The organism is Halomonas sp. PAMB 3232 (assembly GCF_031954225.1).
GTDB lineage: Bacteria > Pseudomonadota > Gammaproteobacteria > Pseudomonadales > Halomonadaceae > Vreelandella.
Genome location: NZ_CP134865.1, coordinates 2,167,097 through 2,187,807, shown reverse-complemented (window position 1 = coordinate 2,187,807; position 20,711 = coordinate 2,167,097). Strand labels below are relative to the sequence as shown.

Below are 20,711 nucleotides of genomic sequence, written 5' to 3'. Positions count from 1 at the left end.
GCCGCCAGCCGCTAGAGTTCGCCCTTTTAAATAGGGGCGCGCGTATGGCCACGCTGATGATTCAGGGCACGACCTCGGATGCGGGTAAGAGCACGGTGGTGGCCGGGCTTTGCCGGGTGCTGGCGCGCCGCGGCGTATCGGTGGCGCCCTTCAAACCCCAGAACATGGCACTCAATAGCGCCGTGACTGTCGACGGAGGCGAAATCGGCCGCTCCACCGCGCTGCAGGCGATGGCGGCGGGGGTAGCGCCTCATAGCGACATGAACCCGGTGCTTTTAAAGCCCGAAAGCGACCGTGGTGCCCAGGTGATTCTGCGCGGCCGCGTGCATGGCCATATGGACGCGCTCGACTACCACACCTTCAAACGCACCGCTTCCGAGAGCGTCATGGCCGCCTGGGAGGCGCTGAGCGAGCGCTTCGACGTGATCATCGCCGAAGGCGCGGGTAGTCCTGCCGAGATCAACCTGCGAAAAGGCGATATCGCCAATATGGGCTTCGCCGAAGCCGTCGACTGCCCGGTGCTGCTGGTCGGCGATATCGACCGCGGCGGCGTGTTCGCCCAGCTCGTCGGTACGCTGGCACTTTTGAGCGCGTCCGAGCAGGCCCGCACTCAAGGCTTCATCATCAACCGCTTTCGCGGTGATATCGGCCTGCTCGGCTCCGGCCTCGAGTGGCTCACTCAGCACACCGGCAAGCCGGTCTTCGGCACGCTGCCGTATCTCAAGGGCCACCTGCTCGACGCTGAGGACGCTATCGCCGGGGTTCAGGCCGAAAAAAGTGCCCAAACGCTGAACGTGGTGGTGCCCAGGCTTCCTCGCATCAGCAACCACACCGATTTCGACGCCTTACGCCTGCACCCCCAGGTCACGTTGAGCTTCGTTCAGGAAGGCGAGCCGATTCCTCCGGCGGACGCCATCATTCTGCCCGGCAGCAAGAGCACGCTGAGCGACCTTGGCTGGCTCAAGCGAAATGGCTGGGAGGCGGCGATTACTCGCCATCTGCGTTACGGCGGGCGCGTGCTGGGGATCTGCGGTGGGTTTCAAATGCTCGGTGACTGGGTCGAGGACCCGCAGGGGCTCGAAGGGCCCGCCGGGCGCGTACCGGGGCTCGGGCTTTTGGCGCTCACCACGACCATGGCCAAAGGCAAACAGCTTCGAAACGTGGACGGAGTGATGATCGAAGAGGGCGTGCGCGTGAGCGGCTACGAGATCCACAACGGCGTTAGTCACGGCGCCGCGTTGGAGCGCGCGTTGTTCGATCTGGGCAGTCATCTCGACGGTGCCATAAGCGAAGATGGCCAGGTGCTGGGCACTTATCTTCACGGGGTGTTCGACGGCGCCGAGGCGTGTCAGGCGCTGCTTGCGCGGCTGGGGCTCGCATCGAGCAGTGTGGTCGACTATAGCGCCCATCGCGAGCGCGAGCTAGAACGCCTGGCCGACACGCTGGAGGCGCATCTGGATATCGAGCGAATTCTCGACATACTCGAAAACGCGCCTTCGAGCAAAGGCCAGGCTCGAAGGCGTTTGGAATAGGGAAGGGGTTATTCCGGGCCGGTATCCGAATCGGGCTGGGGGTTGCCTTCTTTCTGTGAGCGTCGGCTGCGGCTCGCCATCAGTGTGATCTCCACGTTGCTGCCCTTGCACAGGCGGCTCGCCTCGGTGCAGGTACGCGCCGGGTACTGGCCCGCGTCGAAAAATTCGGCGTAGACGCTGTCGAGTTTGCTGATCTCACCAAGGTCGGTCATGTGAATATCGACGCGCACCACATCGCGCCATTCAAGTTCTTCCTGGCGCAGCATGCGCTCGAGCTCGCGCATGATACGGTGGGTCTCCTTGGCGACGTCGCCGATGACCTGATCCTCTTCGACGATATCGGCAATGGTCAGTCCGGAAATGAACACATACTGGTCATCCACCACCATGTGGCTGCCGGGAAAATCGGGTTTGGGCAGGGTCGGGTCGTTGATGAACTGGGGCACGGGCTCTCCTTGTCGGCCTGGGGGATATTGCGTTCTGTGCGACCAGCCTGGCACATGAGCGCTTGCTTTGCGTGATCGCTCTGGCACCCAGGCGCGGTTTGCTCTAGGCTTGCGAGCCTTGAACGGCGCTGCACGCGCGCCGATGTTGGTCAGAAATAAGCACGATGAGAGAGCGCAATGAAGGTTGTCCAGATTAAAGAGCCCCGCGAGCGCCGCGCGTGTCTCGCCAAACTGTGTGCAAAGGTGTACGGCCAGCAGGCGGGCCTGACCCCGCTGGTGGTCTTCACGGGCACCCAAAACGTTTTGTTCGAGCAGGAAGCCGCGCGGCTCATCGCCGGTACGGGAAGCGGCGGCGAGATTCTGGCGCTGGCGCTACTGGTGCTCGACGAGAAGGGCGAGGGCATGACGCTGAGTTTGGCCTGGGAGCAGCGCGAGGGCGCCAGGGCGCGGCTGATCAGCGAGCTTAGCCTCAACGTGCCGCTCAAGGTCGAAGTGGGCGAGCCCTCTCAGGTGGCGTTTTATCAGGATTGCGGACTCAAACGCTGGTTCGACGGCGAAAACGGCGAGCGGGTCGGACTCAACGCCCGCCATCCGGCGACGTGTCTCGAGGACGTTTCACCCACCCTGACGCTGGATCACGACCGGATACTGCGTCGCTTCAAGCACGACCCGAAAGCGTTCGAGGCGGCCAAGCGTGATTTCCTGGAAGGCCTCGAGCGCGCGCCGAGCGCGCTTTAACGTCATTCGAGCCTGGCCTTTGCTCGTATAAAAAGTGGCTGCGAAAGCAAAGCACTTATAACATCAAAGCACTGACGACATCAAAGCACTCACGAAAGCTCGCGCATGGCCGTTTCGAGCCCTTCGACGGTCATCGGGTACATGCGATCCTCGACGATTTCCTGAATCAGCTTCGTCGAGTAGGTGTACTCCCAGGTGCGCGGCAGGGCCGGGTTGAGCCATACGAGTTTCGGGAAGTGCTTCGTCAAACGCTCTAGCCAAACGCCTCCCGGCTCCTCGTTGAAGTGCTCGACGCTCCCACCCGGGTGGGTGATCTCGTAAGGTGACATCGCCGCATCGCCCACCACCACGACCTGGTAATCCGACCCGTAAGTGCGCAGAAGCTCCCATGTCGAGAGACGTTCGCTGCCGCGGCGGCGATTGTTTTTCCAGACGCCTTCGTAGACACAGTTGTGAAAGTAAAAGTATTCCAGGTGCTTGAACTCCGAGCGCGCCGCGGAGAAGAGCTCCTCGCACACGCGTACGTGATCGTCCATCGAGCCGCCGACGTCTAAAAACAGCAGGATCTTGACGGCGTTATGGCGCTCCGGACGCATCTGCACGTTTAAAAGCCCCGCATCGCGGGCGGTTTCCCGAATGGTGCCCTTGATGTCGAACTCTGAACGCGCGCCCTGGCGGGCGAACTTTCTAAGCCGACGTAGCGCCATTTTGATATTGCGCGTGCCAAGCTCCAGGCTGTCGTCGTAGTCGCGAAAGCGGCGCTCGTCCCACACTTTGGTGGCGCGGCGATGGCGCGAGCCGTCCTGGCCGATACGGATGCCTTCCGGGTTGTAGCCGTAGGCGCCGAAGGGGCTGGTGCCGCCGGTACCGATCCACTTGTTGCCGCCGGCGTGGCGCTCTTTCTGCTCTTCCAGACGCTTTTTGAAGGTGTCGATTAGCGCCTCGAGCCCGCCCAGCGACTCGATTTTCGCTTTCTCCTCCTCGGAGAGCTGCTTCTCGAATTCGCGACGCAGCCACTCGTCCGGAATCAGCGCCTCGATGCCGGCCTCCACGCTTTCGAGCCCCTCGAACCAGGCAGCGAAGGCGCGATCGAAGCGGTCGAAGTAACGCTCGTCCTTGACCATCACCGTGCGCGCGACATGGTAGAAGCTTTGCATATCGGCGAATACCACGCCGGACTCGAGCGCCGCGTGCAAGTCGAGCAGCTCGCGCAGCGAAACCGGCACCCCAGTGCGCTTCAACGTCTCAAACAGGCCGATGAACATGGCTTAACGCCCCGGCCCTTTTTGGCGGCGCATCATGAACGCGAGACGTTCCAACAGATGGGTATCCTGTTCGTTTTTGATCAACGCCCCGGCCATGGGCGGCAGCGCTTTTGAGGGGTCGCGGTGATAAAGCGCTTCACGGGAAAGCTCGTCGCTCATCAAAAGCTTCAGCCAATCGACCAGCTCCGAGGTCGAGGGCTTTTTCTTGAGCCCTGGCGCCTCGCGCAGTTCAAAAAAGACGTTGAGCGCCTCGGAAACGAGCGTTGGCGCGATGTCGGGAAAGTGGACATCGACGATCGCTTGCAGGGTGTCGCGATCGGGAAAGTCGATGTAGTGGAAAAAGCAGCGGCGCAAAAACGCATCCGGCAGCTCTTTTTCATTGTTCGAGGTAATGATGATGATCGGGCGGTGCCGGGCGCGTACGGTTTCACCGGTTTCATAAACGAAGAACTCCATGCGATCCAGCTCCTGAAGTAGATCGTTGGGGAACTCGATGTCCGCCTTGTCGATTTCATCGATCAACAGCACTACGCGCTTATCGGCGGTGAACGCTTCCCACAGCTTGCCGGGACGAATGTAGTTGGCGACGTTCTCGACACCCTCGACACCCAGCTGGGAGTCGCGCAGCCGGCTGACCGCATCGTATTCGTAGAGCCCCTGAGCCGCTTTGGTGGTCGACTTGATGTGCCAGGTCAAAAGCTCGGTATCGAACGAGCGGGCAAGCTCCTCGGCCAGCAGCGTTTTCCCTGTCCCCGGCTCGCCCTTGATCAAGAGCGGGCGCTCGAGCATAACGGCCGCGTTGACCGCCTGCTTGAGCGCCTCGGTTGCGATGTAGGAGGTAGTGGAATCGAACGCCATGGGGGCTCCTTTGAAGGCCGGATGGGAAGCGGATCAAGATGCGATAGCGGATCAGTTTACGTGACACGTGGCGTGTCACAAAGCGTCGTCACCGCGTAACGCTGGGGCCAGCAGTACGGCAAGTGGCTGAAGCAGCGAAAATTTTCCGATCGAATACGACTTTAGTGCAACGCAATGATGCAAAAACGGGTTTTTGTGCCCGCTGATGGTGCGCGTTAAAAGAGCATGAACAGGGGCGCAGTAAGTGGTGATACGGAATTTTTTTATATGTAGTTGATTTTTAAAGTGTAAAAAAATAGTGGCACGCCGCTCGCAATATAAATGGGCAAGAGGCATACGAATAGAATCAAACGACTTCTCGATTCTCCCTTCGTTGCCATGTCGTCCAACCGGACGATACACCGAGTGAGCTGGCGTGCTCCACCTGGGTCCCCTTAGGGGGACCTTTTTTTATGGCTATAAAACAGCGGTCGTTAGAAAAAAATATTATAAAAGACTTCCACTGAATGTTTGGAAACACTGTTCGATTAGTATATATTGTATAAGTAAGCCGGAGGCAACGGCGTCGTTCGTGGCAAATTGAGCCATCGGCAAACTAAAAGGATGACCGTGATGAGCAAAGTTAAAGTAATTTCAGCTGCCGTAATTTCTGCAAGCGTTCTAATGGCAAGCCAGGCCGCGCTTGCCTACCAGGCGGGTGACGTCTTCGTTCGCGGCGGTTACGCTAAAACCGATACCGGTTCCAGCAACGGTAACCTTCTGGGTAGTTCGCTGGATGTTCAAAACGAAAGCGGTTTCACCTACGGTTTGGGCTATCTGTTCACCAACAACGTGGGCATCGAACTCAACGGTTCTGAGAAGTTCGAGCATCAATTGAACACTGACGCCCTGGGCGACGTGGGTACTACCGACCGCCTGCCGGTCAACCTGATGGTCAACTACTACCCGCTGGGTGGCTACGAGTCCAAAGTGCAGCCCTACGTGGGTGCGGGTCTCAACTACACCCGTTTCTCTGGTGTGCCGAGCGATGTCGAAATCAAGGACAGCTACGGCGCGGCGGCCCAGGTAGGTATTGATCTGGCAGTCACCGATAACGTCATGCTCAACGGTTTTGCCAACTATGCCGACGTCGATTCCGACTATCGTGTCAACGGCGACACCATCGGTAATGTCGAAATGGACCCGGTTACCATTGGCGGCGGCGTTACACTACGCTTCTAAAATGGCGTGATCGATTTTCGATCCATGAACATGAAACGCCCGGCGAAAGCCGGGCGTTTTTGTATGAGCGCATCTAACCGATTTACTATCACCTGTAAAAGCCCTGGAGAAGAGCCGGCATGTCCGCAGGATTCGTTGATACTCACTGCCACTTCGACTTCCCCCCGTTTTATGGCGATGAGCTGCGGAGTCTGGAGCAGGCACGTCAGGCGGGTGTTGAAAAGATTATTGCGGTTGGCGTTACGGCAAAGCGCTTCGACGGCGTCATGGCGCTGGCCGAGCGGTTCGAGCCCATCCATGCCGCGCTCGGGATTCACCCAATGACCATTAGTGAATTCAAGGAGGAGCACGTGAGCCAGTTCGAGGCGTGGCTCGAAAAGCGCCCCGAGAAACTGGTCGCCATCGGTGAGATCGGGCTGGATCTCTTTATCGACAACCCGCAGTTCGAAAAGCAGGAAGCGCTGCTCGACGCGCAGCTCAAACTGGCCCGCCGGTTCGAGCTGCCGGTGATCCTGCACTCGCGGCGCACCCACGATAAGCTCGCGATGCACCTGCGTCGCCTAGCGCTACCTAAAACGGGTGTCGTGCACGGCTTTGCCGGAAGCCTGCAGCAGGCTCAAGCGTTCATCGAGGTGGGCTATTTTATTGGCGTAGGCGGCACCATGACCTATGAGCGCGCCACCAAGACGCGCCGTACGCTTGCGCGGCTACCGCTCTCAAAACTGCTGCTGGAAACGGACTCGCCGGACATGCCCGTTCAGGGGTTTCAGGGCGAACCCAACCGGCCCGAGCGTATTCAACACGTGTTTAAAAGCCTTTGCGAGATTCGCGAAGAGTCACCGGAGGAGATCCTCGATGCCATCCGCGACAACAGCCGCCGGCTTTTTGGAATTTAGCCGGCGGGTTGCCTCGCTCTCTGCTTCAGGGCGCCCGCTTCAAGGCGTTAGATTCTCGAACCCCGATTCGGTGACCACGACGTTGTCTTCGACCCGAATGCCGCCGCAGTTGATTAGCGAGTCCACCAGCGGCCAGTTGATGGCAAGCTCGCGCTCCTTGAGTGGGGCCAACAACATGGGAATGAAGTAGAGCCCGGGCTCGATGGTGACGACCATGCCGGGTTTGAGCGTGCGGGTCAGGCGCAGCGCCGGGTGCTCTTCCGGGGCGGGCAGGGGAGAGCCGCTTTCACTCTTGAGGCCCGCCACATCGTGTACCTGTAGGCCCAGCAGATGGCCAAGACCGTGAGGGCAAAAGGCGCGGGTAACGCCGAGATCGACTGCGCTTTCGACGCTGTCCTTGTAAAGATCGAAACTCACCAGAATGTTCGCCAGGCGGCGGTGCATCTGTTCGTGCAGCGTCAAAAATTCGACGTTGGGTCCGATGCTCTGAACCAGCTCGTTTTTGAGCCCGTACAGCGCCACGACCAGAGCGGCGAAGATTTCCGGCGCGTCCGGGCCGACGTGGGTGCGGGTGATGTCGGCGCAGTAGCCGCGAAAGCGGTGACCCGCATCCACCAGCAGGCTGTACCTGTGCTTCGGCGGAGTCAGGTCGTAGTGCTGATAGTGCAGCACGCCGGCGTGGCCGTTCAAACCGACGATATTCTGATAAGGCACCATGGACTCGCGCTGACGGCTCGCGCCCAGGTAGGCAAGCTGAACGTCGAGCTCGGCGCCCACGCCAATGAACGCCGCCTTGGCCGCCTGATGGCCCGCCTTGGCCAAACGGTTAGCCTCGCGCAGGCAGGCGAGTTCGTAGTCGCTTTTGATCACGCGCAGCTCGTCGAGCGCGGTGATCAGCGCCTGAGGCATGAACTGCGCCCCGGACAGCGCCTTTTGCTGACGCGCGTCCAGGCGCTCGACGTCGCCGATCACCGCCGCTTTGGACGAAAGCGCTGGAGCGGTGGGTTCCTTGCAGAGCGTGATATCGAAGGCTTCGATCCAGGGCTCTTCGGGTAGAGTGGTCGTCAGATGCCAGAAATCGCTCGGGGCGTAGAGCAGCAGCTGGGGCTTTTGCCCTGGCTTGATGACGACCCAGCTGCGCTCGGCCCCGGCCAAGCCGACCCAGTGCATGAAGTGTCCATAGGCCTGAAAAGCGGGTGCGTGGTCATCGGCGAAGAAGGGCTCACTATGGCCGCTGTAGATGGCCACGCTCTCGAGGCCTTCGCGCTCGAGAATCCCGGCGTAGGCGCGATCCAGGCGCTTCAAGTGCGCCAGCTGTAAGGCAAAAAGTGTCTCTGACATGGTCGTCCCTTTTAAACGTGAAGCGCGGGTAGCTCGCTCCAGAGCCTCTCCAGCTCGGCGTGGTGTTTTTTCTGATGGCGGTACAGGCGAAGCTCAGTGGACACGTCGAAGCGAGTATCCCCGGCGCGCACCAGCGCGCCGCTTTCGAGCTCGGCGCTGACGTTTCGCTCGGGCAGCCACCCCATACCATAGCCCAGAAGCACGAGTTCCTTGATATTCGCCGCAAAAAGATTGTCGCTTTGCGCGCTCAGGTAGCTGCTGTGCGAAAGCCTTGCCAGGTGGGCCTTGATCGCCCCGCCCAGTAGACTGCGCTTGGGATAGGCAAGCCAGCGCACCGGTTTGGTAGGGCTTCCGGGAAGCTGGGCACCGGGCTGGTGGGTCAGGCTTGCCGCGATGACGGGAATCAGCCGCTCGGTGCCGATCACCCGGTAAACGCAGGCGCTGGTGTCGATATCCGGATCGAAACGCCCGGTCGGCCAATAGCAGATCGCCAGATCGCACTCGGCGCGGCCCAGCGCCTGAAAGTAGTCGCTGGCCGCCCAGCCCGTCGCCCGCAGGTAGGGCTGGACCTGATGCTGCCAGCCCAGTCCCTCGAGCCACTCAGGCATGAACCGTGACAAGAGACTTTGCGGCGCGGCCAACATGATGCGGCGCTGCTCGCCGGCGCTGATCTCCTGCACCCGGTCGCGGGTCAGGCGCACGCGGTCGGTGATCTGCTCGCAAAGCGTCAGAAACTCTTCACCTGCCGGGGTCAGCGATAGCGGCAGCGTTTGGCGGTTGATCAGCGTCGCGCCCATCTCCTCTTCCAACAGCTTGATACGCCTTGAGAAGGTGGGCTGGGTGACATGCTGCTCGTCCGCCGCCCGCGAGAAGTGCCGGGTTCTGGCCAGGGCGATAAAGTCTTCTAGCCAGCGGATTTCCATGCCTTACCCCATCGTGATGAAAAAGCGACGCCAGACGGGTGACGCGGCGTCACAGTCGGCCCTCTTCGACGCCGTGACAGGCCACCCGGGTGCCGTCAGGCTGGGTTTGCAACAGCGGGATCTCCGCCTTGCAGCGTGCATTGGCGTGGGGGCAGCGTCCGTGGAACACGCAGCCGCTGGGCAAATTCACCGGCGTCGGCACCTCGCCGGAAAGGCGAATATGTTGTGGCCGGTCATCCTTGAGCCGCGGTATCGCCGATAAGAGCGCTTGGGTGTAGGGGTGGCGCGGCTTGTCGAATAGCGTAGCAGTGGTGGCGATTTCGCACACCGTGCCCAGGTACATGACCGCTACCCGCGTGCCGAAATGCTCGACCACCGCCAGGTCGTGGGTAATGAACAGATAGGTCAGGTTGCGCTCGCGCTGAGCGTCCATTAGAAGGTTCAGCACCTGCGCTTGAATGGAGACATCCAGCGCCGAGATCGGCTCGTCGGCGACGATGAATTCCGGGTCCACCGCAAGCGCCCGGGCGATGGCGATGCGCTGTCGCTGACCGCCGGAGAACTCGTGGCCAAAACGCTTGCCCCAGTCCGGGTCGATGCCCACCGAGCGCATCACCGTCTCGACCTTGTCGGCTACCTTCGCGCGGTCCCACTCCGGGTGATGAAAGCGCAGCGGCTCTTCCAGGGTTTGCTGGATGGTCATGCGCGGGTTGAGCGAAGCGTAGGGATTTTGAAAGATCATCTGCATGCGCTTGCGATAGGGCAGCAGCTTTCGCGCGCTCAAATCGTCGATACGCTGACCGTCATAGCGTATTTCGCCTTCCGAGGGGCTCAAAAGCCCCATGACGGTACGTGCCACCGTCGACTTGCCGCAGCCGGATTCGCCCACCACGCAAAGCGCCTCGCCGCGCTGAATGTCCAAATTGACGCCATTGATCGCGTGCACGTGCTCCTGATGGCGTGTGATCCTGCCTTTCTTGAAGCGCAGCTGATCGAGAAAATCACCGGACAGCGAGAAACGCTTTTTCAGGTCACGAATTTCAAGCAGCGCATCGCCGCGCGCGCTATTCGGCGCATCGCTTGCGATGACGTTCTCGGTCGGCTCTGCGTGGGTCGCCTCGAGGCTCATGGGGTTTCCTCCTTCAGCCGACGGTCTTCGAGCATTTCCGCCACCATATGGCAGGCCACTCGGCAGTTCCCGGTGTCGACGAAGCCGGGCACCTGCTCGACGCACGCCGCGCGCGGCTCGCCGTTGGGTCGAATGCGAAAGTCGCAGCGCGGATGAAAGGCGCAGCCGCTGGGCAAATTGGAAAGTGAGGGCATGCTGCCGCGGATCTGGTTGAGCTTCTCGCCGGGCGTGGCCATTTGCGGCAGGGCGTTGATCAGCCCTTGGGTGTAGGGGTGCTGCGGGTCGTTGATGATTTCGCGGGTCGGGCCCTGCTCGATCACCCGTCCGGCGTACATCACCAGCATGCGTTGGGTGACCTGGCTGACCACGCCCAAATCGTGGGTGATCAGGATCAAACCGACGTTGTGCTGCTCGCACAAATCGAGCAGCAGCGCCATGATTTCGGCCTGGATGGTGACATCCAGCGCGGTAGTGGGTTCGTCTGCGATGATGATGTCCGGATCGAGCAGCAGCGCGATGGCGATGATGATGCGTTGGCGCATGCCGCCGGAGAGCTCGTGCGGGTACTGATCGAGGCGCTTTTCCGGCGACGGGATCTGCACCTGCTGGAGCTTGTCCAGCGCAATGGCGCGGGCGGCCTTGCTGGAGATCCGGCGGTGCGCTTTCAGACACTCCACCATCTGCTCGCCGATCGACAGCACCGGGTTGAGCGTCATCATCGGGTCCTGGAAGATCATCGAGATACGGTGGCCGCGTACCTTCCTGAGTGCCCGCTCGGACATCGTGTTGAGCGTTTGGCCCTCGAACGTGACGCTACCGCCAGCGATAAAGCCGGGTTTGGCGATCAGGTTCAAAAGCGAGAAGGCCGCCACGGATTTGCCCGCGCCGGATTCGCCAACGATGCCGAGGCGCTCGCCCCGGTCCAGGGTGAAGCTGACGTCGCGCAGCGCGCGTACTTCGCCCTGGCGCAGCGCAAAGCGCACGTCGAGTCCTGAAACTTCGAGTAGTGCCATGGTGGTCTCACCCCTTGTAGAGTCGTGGGTTCATGACATCGCGCAGCCAGTCACCGAGCAAATTGATCGAGAGCACCAGCACCACCAGCACCGCACCCGGAATCAGCGTGATCCACCAGGAGCCGGACTGGATATAGTCGAACCCGGCCTTGATCAACGAGCCAAGCGACGGGTGGGTCTCCGGCATGCCAAGGCCCAGAAATGAGAGCGCCGCCTCGGAGATGATGGCGTTGGCGATCTGTACCGTGGAGATGACGAAAATGGGCGACAGCGTATTGGGCAGCACGTGGCGAAACATGATGCGCCGGCTCTTGAGCCCCATCACGCGGGCGGCGTCGACGTACTCCTTGCCCCGCTCGGCCAGCACCGAGGCGCGCACGGTGCGCGCGTACTGCGGCCACTCGGCCAGGCCGATGATCAGAATCAGCATGATCACCGCGTACTGGCTGTAAAAGGCGCTACCCATGGTCGCCTTGACCACCGCGCCGACCACGATGGCCACCATCAGCGTCGAAAACGACAGCTGGATGTCGGCCAGGCGCATCAACAGCGCGTCCACACGCCCGCCCAGGTAGCCGGCCATCAGGCCAAACGTGACGCCGATCAGCGCCTGCAGAATCACCGCGCCGAAGCCGATCAGAAGCGACACGCGCGTCCCGTAAAGAATGATCGACCAGAGATCGCGCCCCTGCGCGTCGGTGCCCAGGGTGTAGCGCTCGTCGAAGCCGTCGATCCAGAACGGCGGCAATTCCGAGTCGAGAATGTTGATCTGACGCAGATCATAGGGGTCGGTCGGGGCGATCAACGGCGCGGCAAACGCTGCGATCACCAAACAAATGAAGACGAAAAGGCACAGCTGGGCGGTGCGGTCGCGCTTGAAGCTGTACCACAGATAGGAGTCGCGCAGGCGCTCCCAGCGGCTCGGGGCGGTCGTGGCACTCATGCGGGCTTACCTGTCAGTTTGACGGTGGGGTTAACGAAGCCGTAGATCAAATCCACGATGGTGTTCGTCACCACGAAAATGACGCCGACGATCATCAGGTAGCTGACGATCAGCGGAATGTCGGCCCGGTTGATCGCTTCCAGGAACATCAGTCCCATGCCGGGCCATTGGAAAACGGTTTCGGTCAGGATGGTATAGGCGACCATCGTGCCGATCTGCACGCCGCCGACCGTAATGACCGGCAGCATGGTGTTCTTGAGCGCGTGCACGAAGTAGATGCGGCGCATCGAAATGCCCTTGGCGCGGGCGTACTTCACGTACTCGGACTGCAGCACTTCCATCATTTCGGCGCGAATCAGGCGAATGAATAGCGGCAACATGATCGAGGCGAGCGAAATGGCGGGCAGCACCAGATGCTGTAAACCGTTCAGGCTCGCCAGATTAGTGTCCCAGTGGCCGACCACGTGGACGAGATCATACCCGCGACCGAAGGAGGGCATGTTACCCGAGGTCGAGAGCACCCCGTTGAGCCAGGCACCCCAGCCGGTCTGCTCGGGAAAGAGCGTGATCGTGATCCCGATCGAAAAGATCTGGATCAACACGATCGCGGTCAAAAAGACCGGGACCGAGATACCGATGATCGATACACCCATGAAAAAGCGCGACACGAGGGATCGCGGCTTGATCGCGCTGTAAACCCCGATCGGCACCGACAGCACGACGATGATCAGCGTGGCAGCGAACACCAGCTCGAGCGTTGCCGGCAGGTGGCGGGCGATGACCTCCAGCGCCGGCTCGCGGTAGAAATAGGACTGGCCGAAGTCGCCCTGGAGGGCGTTTGTGGCAAAGCGCGCGTACTGCACCAGGAAGGGGTCGTTGAGACCCAAACGCTCGCGCAGCGCCTCGCGCTCGCTTTCGGGGACCGACTGACCCACCAGCTGTTGTACTGGGTCACCCAGGTTGTCCTGAATGGCAAAGGCCAGCACGCTGATGACGAACATCACCAGTACCGCGTGCATCAGCCGCTTGATGAGAAATGCAATCATGGCGTACGCCACCTGTGTGTACGTTATCAGGAAGGTCGTTGGCAAAAAGCTCTGGGGTCAATGCCGGATAAAGCCCAACGCAACGCTTCGCTCCCCACCGGGTGGAGAGCGAAGCATCCGTGCTAAAGCGTCGAGCCTGATGGGCCGTAGTGACCCTGGAATTACCGGGTGATGACCAGATCACCCAGGTAGGGGAAGTCGATCGCATTGACGACCGGCTCGATGTCGACACCGTCGGCAGCGGCGTAAGCCAGGTTTTGCCAGTGAAGCGTGATGTAGCCCACGTCTTCGTAAAGCATGGCTTCGGCTTCTTTCAGCATCTCGGCGCGTTTTTCCAGATCGGTTTCGCTGTCGGCCTCGGTCACCAGCGCGTCGATCTCCTCGTTGCAGTAGCCGCCGTAGTTGTACTGGCCAGCGCCGGTCTCTTCATCCGGGCAGAAGGTCAGGTACTGGAACAGGTTGGCGGTGTCTTCGGTATCCGAGTGCCAGCCCACCATCGCCATGTCCGAGCCGCGCTCGTCGTACTCCGGCCAGTACTGGGCCAGCGGCATGGTGCGAAGATTCACGGTGATGTTGATGCGCGAGAGCATGTTGGCGACGGCCTGGGCGATCTGGGCATCGTTCACGTAGCGATTGTTCGGGGCGATCATGTCGATGGTGAAGCCATCTTCATAGCCCGCTTCCGCCATCAACTCTTGAGCGCGTTCGATGTCGTAGCGCGGAACAAGCTCTGGATTGTGGCCGACGTAGCCTTCAGCGGAGAGCTGACCGGCGGGTGTGGCGAAGCCGCGCATCAAACGATCGGCGATGCCTTCCTGGTTGATGGCCAGATCCACGGCCTGGCGCACGCGAACATCCTGAAACGCCTCGACGCGCTCTTCGTTGAGCTGGAAACCGATGATGCGCGTACCGGGCACCTCGATCAGATTAATATTCTGTGCCTCACGCACGCGATCCAGATCGTTGGGCGGCACGGCGTCGATGAAGTCCACGCCGCCGGAGAGGAGGGCAGCCACGCGGGAGGCGTTCTCGGAGATCGGGGTCAAAATGATCTCGGATACGTTACCTTCGCTTTCGGTATCCCAGTAGTCGTCGAAGCGCTCGAAGTCCACCTGCACGCCCTGACGGCGGCTGGTGACCTCGAAAGGTCCGGTGCCCGAGATATTGCGCGAGGCAAAGGAGTCGCCTGCCTTGACGATTTCAGACTTGTCGCTGCCATCCTCTGTCTCACCGGTATAGAACTCACTGTCCATCGGGAAGATGTAGGTGGCCAGGTTGAGCAGCAGCGGATAGGGCTCGGCAGTGGTGATTTCGACGGTGTAGTCGTCGATGGCTTCTGCACTTTCGACCGGCTCGAAGATCGCGCGGTAGTCCGGGCTCTCCTTGAGACGCTCGATGGTCCAGACCACGTCCTTGGCGGTGAACTCGTTGCCGGAGTGGAAGGTCACGCCTTCACGCAGCGTCATGCGCAGGTGCGTATCGTCGACTTGTTCCCACTCAGTGGCCAGGCGCGGCTCGAACTGGAAATCCTTGGTCCAACGCACCAGGGGGTCGAAAGAGAGATGTGAAAAGCGCAGCATACCGCCGGAGAGTTGCTCGTGAATATCCAGCGTTTCCGGGTCGGCAGCGTAGCCGATACGCAGTGTTTCGGCGCTCGCCGCCGTCGACACAAGCGCGGAGCCTGCAAAGGCTGCGCCGATGATCGAAGCCAGCAGGGTTTTTTTAAAAACGGCTTTTTTGGACATCATGTTTGTTCCCATCCCACGTTATTGTTGATTCACTGTGACCCGCGCCGTTGAGCTACCGGCGCTGGTTCAAAAGACACGGTCAGTGCCAGCATCGAACGCCAAGCGGCACTCTCGAAGGAGGTTTTGAGAGTGCCGCGCCCTCAACGGCGCAGTGCTAATAACATAGAGAGAGGCCATCACCGGACACAATCGAAAAAATGACACGACTCATTCATCTGCTGAATGAGCCGGCGCCAGGCCGCACCGTGCCTTATATATGAAATAAAACTAACGTATGATTTATCCCCTGCCAGAACAGGAGAACGCCATGATTGCGCGCACGCTGACATCCTTACGACGCCTTTTGGGCGCGCTGACCATGCACGCCGCGTTAGCAACGCTTTTATCGGCGACAGTGCTGGCAGACACCGAGCCGGCGCCGGCGATCAGCGCCACCTTCGACGGTGAGCCGATAGCCTGGTATCTCCACGGAGAAAATGAGGATGTCAGCGCCAGTTTCGTCGAGCAGCGCCAGGCACTGGTGGTCGATATTACGGGGTTTACTGACGCTAGTGATCCGAGCCCCCGCGACTCGCTGGCGCTGCGACTATCGCTGAGCGAGGCGGGCGAGGCGCTAACGCTCGAGCAAGCCGAAGCGGTCTACTTCATTAGCAGTGACACCACCGGGCCCGTGTACCACGCGGCGGCTGGCGCGCTTAACGTCACCCTGACACGCGCCGAGCGCGATGGCGCCTGGCTCACGCTTGTTGGTCGGATCGACGGTGATTTTGAGCTCGAGCGCGCCCCCGGGGGGCAAAGCGAAAATGAGCCCGCCACGCTTTCGGGGCGCTTTGAACTGCGCGCTCGGCGGGTGGAGTTTTAAAAGCTGTTTTAAAGACAGTTTCAAGGGCTAGCCAAAGCGCGATTCGAGCCAAGCGTTGATGTCGCTGGACTCATAAAGCCACTCGGTCTGACCGCCGTCGCGTTCGATGCGAAGACACGGCACCTTGATCTTGCCACCGCCTTGCTCGAGCGCCTGTCGGTGCTCGGCGTCGTGCTGGGCATCGCGGGTTTCGATAGGGAGATTCAGCCGGGCGATCTCCTTGCGTACCTTGATGCAAAACGGGCAGCTACGAAACTGGTAAAGCGCAAGTGCCTGGCAAGCTTCATCCACCTGGGCCTGCTCATCAGTCGTGCGCTCCTTACCCTGGGGCGTGGAGAGTTTTTCCTGAGCCAGCATGAACGGCGTCACTACCAGGCGAACGCCGCGAAAGAAGGTGCGAATCACACTACGCATCGTGTACTCCAAAGGGCGAAATAGCGCCCCGCTCGAAAGGGTGGGTGGATAAAGCGGCAATCCTGCTACAAAGCGCCTTCGTTGTCACACCGTGGGCGGATTAATTGAGCCGCAGTGGTGAGCGCTCGGCCAAGGCATGCTAGTCTCATCGGCTGATTTTTTTACGTTTTTCATGTGCGCCGCTGCAAACGCGATGTCGGCGAGTAAGGGAGCGACCCATGCATCTGCATGTTATCGGTATCTGTGGCACTTTCATGGGGAGTTTGGCGCTGTTGGCCCGCGAGCTTGGCCACCGGGTCAGCGGATCGGATGCCAACGTCTACCCGCCCATGAGTACTCAGCTCGAGGAGGCGGGTATCGCCCTGATGCAGGGGTACCGCGCCGAGAATCTCGGCCCGGATATCGACCTGGTGGTGGTGGGCAACGCACTCTCGCGCGGAAACCCCGAGGTCGAGGCGCTTTTGAATTCGACGCTGCGCTACACCTCCGGCGCGCAGTGGCTCGCCGACTACGTGCTCCCCAGCCGCCAGGTCATCGCCGTTGCCGGCACCCACGGCAAAACCACCACGGCGAGCCTGCTCGCCTGGTTATTGGAGAGCGCGGGCCAGGCGCCGGGTTTTCTGATCGGCGGCGTGCCGCGCAACTTCGGCGTCTCGGCGCGCCTGGGGGCACCGAATGGCCCCTTCGTGGTCGAGGCCGACGAATACGACACCGCCTTTTTCGACAAGCGCTCCAAGTTCGTCCACTACCGTCCACACGTTGCCGTGCTCAATAATTTGGAGTTCGACCACGCCGATATTTTCCCGGACCTGGCCGCGATCGAGCGCCAGTTCCATCACCTGGTGCGCACCGTGCCGGGCAACGGCTTGCTGCTGGTGGCCGACCATCAGCCGGCGCTTTCGCGCGTGCTCGACATGGGCGCCTGGACACCGGTAACCTTTTTCGGGAGCGACGCGCAAAGCCCCTGGCGTTACCAGCTGGAGCAGCCGGATGCCAGCCGGTTCAAGGTCATTTTCGAGCAGGGCGACACCTCTGAGGATGGCGTGGTGGAGTGGGGGCTGACCGGCGAGCACAACGCCTGCAATGCGCTCGCCGCACTCGCCTGCGCGCGCCAGCTGGGCGTGGACCTGCCGCGGGCCTGTGCTGCGCTTTCACGCTTTCAAACCCCGCGCCGCCGCCAGGAAGTGCGCGGCGACATCGCCGGCGTTCAGGTGATCGACGATTTTGCCCACCACCCCACGGCAATCGCCGCGACCCTGAAAGGCCTGCGCGCTGCCACGCCCAAGGGGCGGCTTCTGGCGGTCATCGAGCCGCGCTCGAATACCATGCGGCTGGGAGCGCTGCGTGACCGCCTGAAAGCCTGCGTAGACGATGCCGATGCGGTGTTCTGGTTCGAACCTGCCGGGCTTGACTGGTCGATGGCCTCGCTGGTCGACGAGCAGGGCCACGGCGCGCTCTATCACGATATCGACGCGCTGGTCAGTGCGGTTGTGGCCAAGGCGCTGCCTCAGGATCGCATCGTGGTGATGTCCAACGGCGGCTTTGCCGGGGTTCATGAACGCCTGTTGAGCGCGCTTCGCGCCAGAGAGAGCTAAATGTCGACACAGCCAAATACCGCGCCAACCTTCAAGGCGCCAGTGAGCGTGGCGCTGACCGGCGCTTCCGGCGCCCAGTACGGGCTCAGATTGATCGAGGTGCTCATCGAGGCCGGCCACGAGGTGTGGGTGATGATCTCCAAGGCGGCGCACATGGTGATCGCAACCGAAACCGACGTGGATCTGCCCGCCAAGCCCGAGCGTCTGCAGGAGGCCTTGACGGCGCTGAGCGGGGCCTTCGAGGGCCAGATTCGCTGCTTCGGCCGCGAGGACTGGATGGCGCCGGTCGCCTCGGGTTCCGGGGCGCCGTCGGCGATGGTGATCTGCCCCTGCTCGACCGGCACGCTGTCGGCGGTCGCCACCGGGGCGAGCAACAATTTGATCGAGCGCGCCGCAGACGTTGCGCTCAAGGAGCGGCGAACGCTGGTGCTGGTACCGCGGGAAACCCCGTTCTCGGCGATTCATCTCGAGCACATGCTGACGCTGAGCCGGCTGGGCGCGGTGATTTTACCTGCCGCTCCCGGGTTCTATCACCGCCCGCGCACGATCGATGAGATGATCGATTTCATCGTCGCGCGCATTCTCAATCAGCTCGGTATCGCCCACACCCTGATGCCGCGCTGGGGCGAAGGCGAATAGGTAGGCCCCGCTGAGGTTTGGCCGTTCATATCGACTTTTTCAAGGATTCACGCACATGCTCTCCTGGGCCACGCTTTCCGTCTTCATTCCCACTTTTTTGTTCGTATCGCTGACGCCGGGTATGTGCATGACGCTTTCAATGGTGCTGGGCATGACCCAGGGCGTCAAACGCACGCTCTGGATGATGGCCGGGGAGCTTCTGGGCGTGGGGTTGGTGGCCGCAGCGGCGGGCGCTGGCGTGGCCGCGCTGATGCTCAAGCAGCCGGCGCTCTTTACCGTGTTCAAGTGGGTTGGCGGGGCGTATCTTGCGTATCTTGGCGTGATGATGTGGCGCTCGCGAGGGCGCATGGCGATCCCTGACCAGATCGAGACCGGAAAGCCTGCCGGGCGCCTTCAGCTGGCAAGCCAAGGGTTCGTCACGGCGATTGCCAACCCGAAAGGGTGGGCGTTTTTCGTCGCCCTTTTGCCGCCGTTTCTCGACAGCAGCCGGGCGCTTTTTCACCAGCTCGTCGCGCTGATCGCGGTGATTCTCGTCATCGAGTTTGCAAGCCTTCTGGTTTACGCCACCGGCGGCAAGACCCTTCGCAAAACGCTGGGCAAAAGCGGTAACGTGCGCCTGATGAACCGCATTGCCGGCACGCTGATGATCGGCGTGGGGCTCTGGCTGGCGCTGGGCTAGGCTCGTTCTCGCTACACCGGCGGCAAAAAAGCGATGCGCAGGCCGACCAGCACTACCGTTATCCCCATCAGCGCGGCAAACGGGCAGGGCGATAGCGGCGCACGTACGCGGTGTTGCCATAAAAGTCGGGTCAACGCGCATACGCAAAGCCCTAAAAGCGCCCCGCCGATCAGGTCACTCAGCCAGTGCACGCCAAGCAGAAGTCGCGACAGCGCCATGGGCAGCACGATGATGATCGCTGCCCAGTAGACCCACAGGCGATAGCGACGCGAACACTCGGCGGCGATGAACGCGGCGGCAAGACCCACCACTACCACGAAACCGGACGTATGGGCGCTGGGGTAGGAGAGCGAGCCAACCAGGTAATCCGGCGTCTCCGGCCGGGCGCGGCCGAATACCGCCTTGCCGACAATATTTAAAAGCGCAACGCCGCCAAGTGCTGCCCCCCAGCACGCGAGCACGTCGAAGCGTCGTTTGAGCACAAGCCACAGCGCCCAGGGCGTCATCAGTACCGCAATGCCGAGCTTGTCGCCGAGTTTGGCCAACCCCAGGCTAAACCACAGCAGCGGCTCGGTTCGAAGCCAGTCGAACAGCCGCTGGGCCTGCAGATCGAGCGTTAGCGACTCCGGGGAGGTCAGCACGTACAGCGTCCAAGCGCAGAACCCCGTCAGTGCGATGATCAACAGCAGCAGCGAGGCCAGCGGTACTTCGCCGGACTGACTCATGGCAAGCCAGGGGCGGCGCGCCAAAGGCAGACGCCGCGCCAGGCGCGCGGTCATCAAATAGAGCCGGCCGTGGCGTCCCACCTGGGCGCGCCCCCAGGAGAACACGACCGCTAGTGCCACTGTGATCGCGCCAATGACCATCAGTGCGGCTTCGATGTTAGGCGGAAGTGTCAGGTAGCGCTGCCAGGTGTGGCCCAAAAGATAGCCCGGCAGCACGTAGGCGGGGGCCCATACCAGCGCCGAGCTCAGGTTGGCCCATACGAAGGTACGCGGGCGCATTCGCATCATGCCGGCAATCAGCGGAATGATGGGCCGCACCGGCCCGACGAAGCGGCCGATGAACACCGAATAGATACCGTAACGCTCGAAAAAGCGCCTCCCGCGCTCCAGCCACTCTGGATGCTGGGACAGCGGCCACCGGCGCGTTATCTGTTCGCGGTAGTCATAGCCGAGCTTGAAGCTGACTCCGTCGCCGGCGACCGCGCCGAAAAACGCGGCCAGCAACAGCCCCAGCATATCCACTCCCTGATGGCCCGCCATGGAGGCGGCTGCGGTTACCAGCACCACGCCGGGGACCAAAAGGCCCACCACGGCCAGCGACTCGAGCGCCGATATCAAAAAGATCAGAAGAAGCAGCGTAAAAGGTGAAAGCGATAGATCCATCAGCTGTTCGGCGAGCGACACAAAAGACTCCGTTC

Annotated in this window: 20 protein-coding genes; 8 read left to right on the top strand and 12 right to left on the bottom strand. The window is 61.3% G+C overall.

Features of this window, described 5'->3' with window-relative positions:
* Positions 1–44: 44 nt before the first annotated feature.
* Entirely contained in the window at positions 45–1,532 is a 1,488-nt protein-coding gene (locus tag RN346_RS09990; RefSeq protein ID WP_263586953.1) for a cobyric acid synthase, read from the top strand.
* An 8-nt stretch (positions 1,533–1,540) separates the two neighbouring features.
* Here RN346_RS09990 and RN346_RS09985 read toward each other — a convergent pair whose 3' ends face one another.
* Complete coding sequence (locus RN346_RS09985; RefSeq protein ID WP_263586954.1) at positions 1,541–1,978, bottom strand: RidA family protein; 438 nt, start codon at positions 1,976–1,978, stop codon at positions 1,541–1,543.
* 177 nt (positions 1,979–2,155) lie between these two features.
* Here RN346_RS09985 and RN346_RS09980 point away from each other — a divergent pair, with 177 nt between their 5' ends.
* The gene (locus tag RN346_RS09980) at positions 2,156–2,716 is read left to right on the top strand and encodes a hypothetical protein (RefSeq protein ID WP_311961018.1); all 561 of its coding nucleotides are present in this window, start codon (positions 2,156–2,158) and stop codon (positions 2,714–2,716) included.
* Positions 2,717–2,805: 89 nt separating this feature from the next.
* Here RN346_RS09980 and RN346_RS09975 read toward each other — a convergent pair whose 3' ends face one another.
* Together RN346_RS09975 and RN346_RS09970 are read right to left on the bottom strand one after the other, a co-directional pair.
* Entirely contained in the window at positions 2,806–3,981 is a 1,176-nt protein-coding gene (locus RN346_RS09975; protein ID WP_311961017.1) for a VWA domain-containing protein, read from the bottom strand.
* A 3-nt stretch (positions 3,982–3,984) separates the two neighbouring features.
* A complete protein-coding gene (locus RN346_RS09970) occupies positions 3,985–4,839 on the bottom strand; it encodes a MoxR family ATPase (RefSeq protein ID WP_311961016.1) in 855 nt (284 codons plus the stop codon).
* A gap of 612 nt (positions 4,840–5,451) precedes the next feature.
* Here RN346_RS09970 and RN346_RS09965 point away from each other — a divergent pair.
* Together RN346_RS09965 and RN346_RS09960 are read left to right on the top strand one after the other, a co-directional pair.
* Positions 5,452–6,060 carry an OmpW family outer membrane protein gene (locus tag RN346_RS09965; protein ID WP_311958082.1) on the top strand — a complete coding sequence of 203 codons (609 nt, stop codon included), beginning with the start codon at positions 5,452–5,454 and terminating at the stop codon, positions 6,058–6,060.
* Between the two features lie 119 nt (positions 6,061–6,179).
* Positions 6,180–6,956: a TatD family hydrolase gene (locus RN346_RS09960; protein ID WP_311961015.1), complete on the top strand. Its 777-nt coding sequence runs from the start codon at positions 6,180–6,182 to the stop codon at positions 6,954–6,956.
* A gap of 39 nt (positions 6,957–6,995) precedes the next feature.
* On the opposite strand, the gene pepQ is transcribed toward RN346_RS09960, so the two are convergent.
* The 7 genes from pepQ to RN346_RS09925 all read right to left on the bottom strand — a co-directional run bounded on the left by pepQ (position 6,996) and on the right by RN346_RS09925 (position 15,099).
* Positions 6,996–8,297 carry a Xaa-Pro dipeptidase gene (pepQ, locus tag RN346_RS09955; protein ID WP_311961014.1) on the bottom strand — a complete coding sequence of 434 codons (1,302 nt, stop codon included), beginning with the start codon at positions 8,295–8,297 and terminating at the stop codon, positions 6,996–6,998.
* 11 nt (positions 8,298–8,308) lie between these two features.
* Positions 8,309–9,220 carry a LysR family transcriptional regulator gene (locus RN346_RS09950; RefSeq protein ID WP_263586961.1) on the bottom strand — a complete coding sequence of 304 codons (912 nt, stop codon included), beginning with the start codon at positions 9,218–9,220 and terminating at the stop codon, positions 8,309–8,311.
* 49 nt (positions 9,221–9,269) lie between these two features.
* A complete protein-coding gene (locus RN346_RS09945) occupies positions 9,270–10,349 on the bottom strand; it encodes an oligopeptide/dipeptide ABC transporter ATP-binding protein (RefSeq protein ID WP_311961013.1) in 1,080 nt (359 codons plus the stop codon).
* Complete coding sequence (locus RN346_RS09940; protein WP_311961012.1) at positions 10,346–11,362, bottom strand: ABC transporter ATP-binding protein; 1,017 nt, start codon at positions 11,360–11,362, stop codon at positions 10,346–10,348. Before RN346_RS09940 ends, RN346_RS09945 begins: the two co-directional genes overlap by 4 nt.
* A 7-nt stretch (positions 11,363–11,369) precedes the next feature.
* Positions 11,370–12,305: an ABC transporter permease gene (locus tag RN346_RS09935; protein WP_263586964.1), complete on the bottom strand. Its 936-nt coding sequence runs from the start codon at positions 12,303–12,305 to the stop codon at positions 11,370–11,372.
* The gene (locus RN346_RS09930; RefSeq protein WP_311958076.1) at positions 12,302–13,351 is read right to left on the bottom strand and encodes an ABC transporter permease; all 1,050 of its coding nucleotides are present in this window, start codon (positions 13,349–13,351) and stop codon (positions 12,302–12,304) included. Before RN346_RS09930 ends, RN346_RS09935 begins: the two co-directional genes overlap by 4 nt.
* A 161-nt stretch (positions 13,352–13,512) precedes the next feature.
* Positions 13,513–15,099, bottom strand: a complete 1,587-nt coding sequence (locus RN346_RS09925) for an ABC transporter substrate-binding protein (protein WP_311961011.1) — start codon at positions 15,097–15,099, stop codon at positions 13,513–13,515.
* A 307-nt stretch (positions 15,100–15,406) separates the two neighbouring features.
* Here RN346_RS09925 and RN346_RS09920 point away from each other — a divergent pair, with 307 nt between their 5' ends.
* A complete protein-coding gene (locus RN346_RS09920) occupies positions 15,407–15,961 on the top strand; it encodes a hypothetical protein (protein ID WP_311961010.1) in 555 nt (184 codons plus the stop codon).
* Positions 15,962–15,988: 27 nt separating this feature from the next.
* Here the strand turns inward: RN346_RS09920 and RN346_RS09915 are convergent, their stop codons facing one another.
* Entirely contained in the window at positions 15,989–16,375 is a 387-nt protein-coding gene (locus RN346_RS09915; RefSeq protein ID WP_263586968.1) for a glutathione S-transferase N-terminal domain-containing protein, read from the bottom strand.
* Positions 16,376–16,593: 218 nt separating this feature from the next.
* Here RN346_RS09915 and mpl point away from each other — a divergent pair, with 218 nt between their 5' ends.
* From mpl to RN346_RS09900, 3 genes are read left to right on the top strand one after another with little or no spacing between them, the layout of a single operon-like run.
* Positions 16,594–17,970, top strand: coding sequence for a UDP-N-acetylmuramate:L-alanyl-gamma-D-glutamyl-meso-diaminopimelate ligase (gene mpl, locus RN346_RS09910; protein WP_263586969.1), 1,377 nt, complete (start codon positions 16,594–16,596; stop codon positions 17,968–17,970).
* Positions 17,971–18,609, top strand: a complete 639-nt coding sequence (locus tag RN346_RS09905) for a flavin prenyltransferase UbiX (RefSeq protein ID WP_311961009.1) — start codon at positions 17,971–17,973, stop codon at positions 18,607–18,609.
* A gap of 55 nt (positions 18,610–18,664) precedes the next feature.
* The gene (locus tag RN346_RS09900; protein WP_263586971.1) at positions 18,665–19,288 is read left to right on the top strand and encodes a LysE family translocator; all 624 of its coding nucleotides are present in this window, start codon (positions 18,665–18,667) and stop codon (positions 19,286–19,288) included.
* A gap of 11 nt (positions 19,289–19,299) precedes the next feature.
* Here the strand turns inward: RN346_RS09900 and RN346_RS09895 are convergent, their stop codons facing one another.
* On the bottom strand, positions 19,300–20,697 hold the full coding sequence (locus RN346_RS09895) for a bifunctional DedA family/phosphatase PAP2 family protein (RefSeq protein WP_311961008.1): 1,398 nt from the start codon (positions 20,695–20,697) through the stop codon (positions 19,300–19,302).
* Between the last annotated feature and the right edge of the window lie 14 nt (positions 20,698–20,711).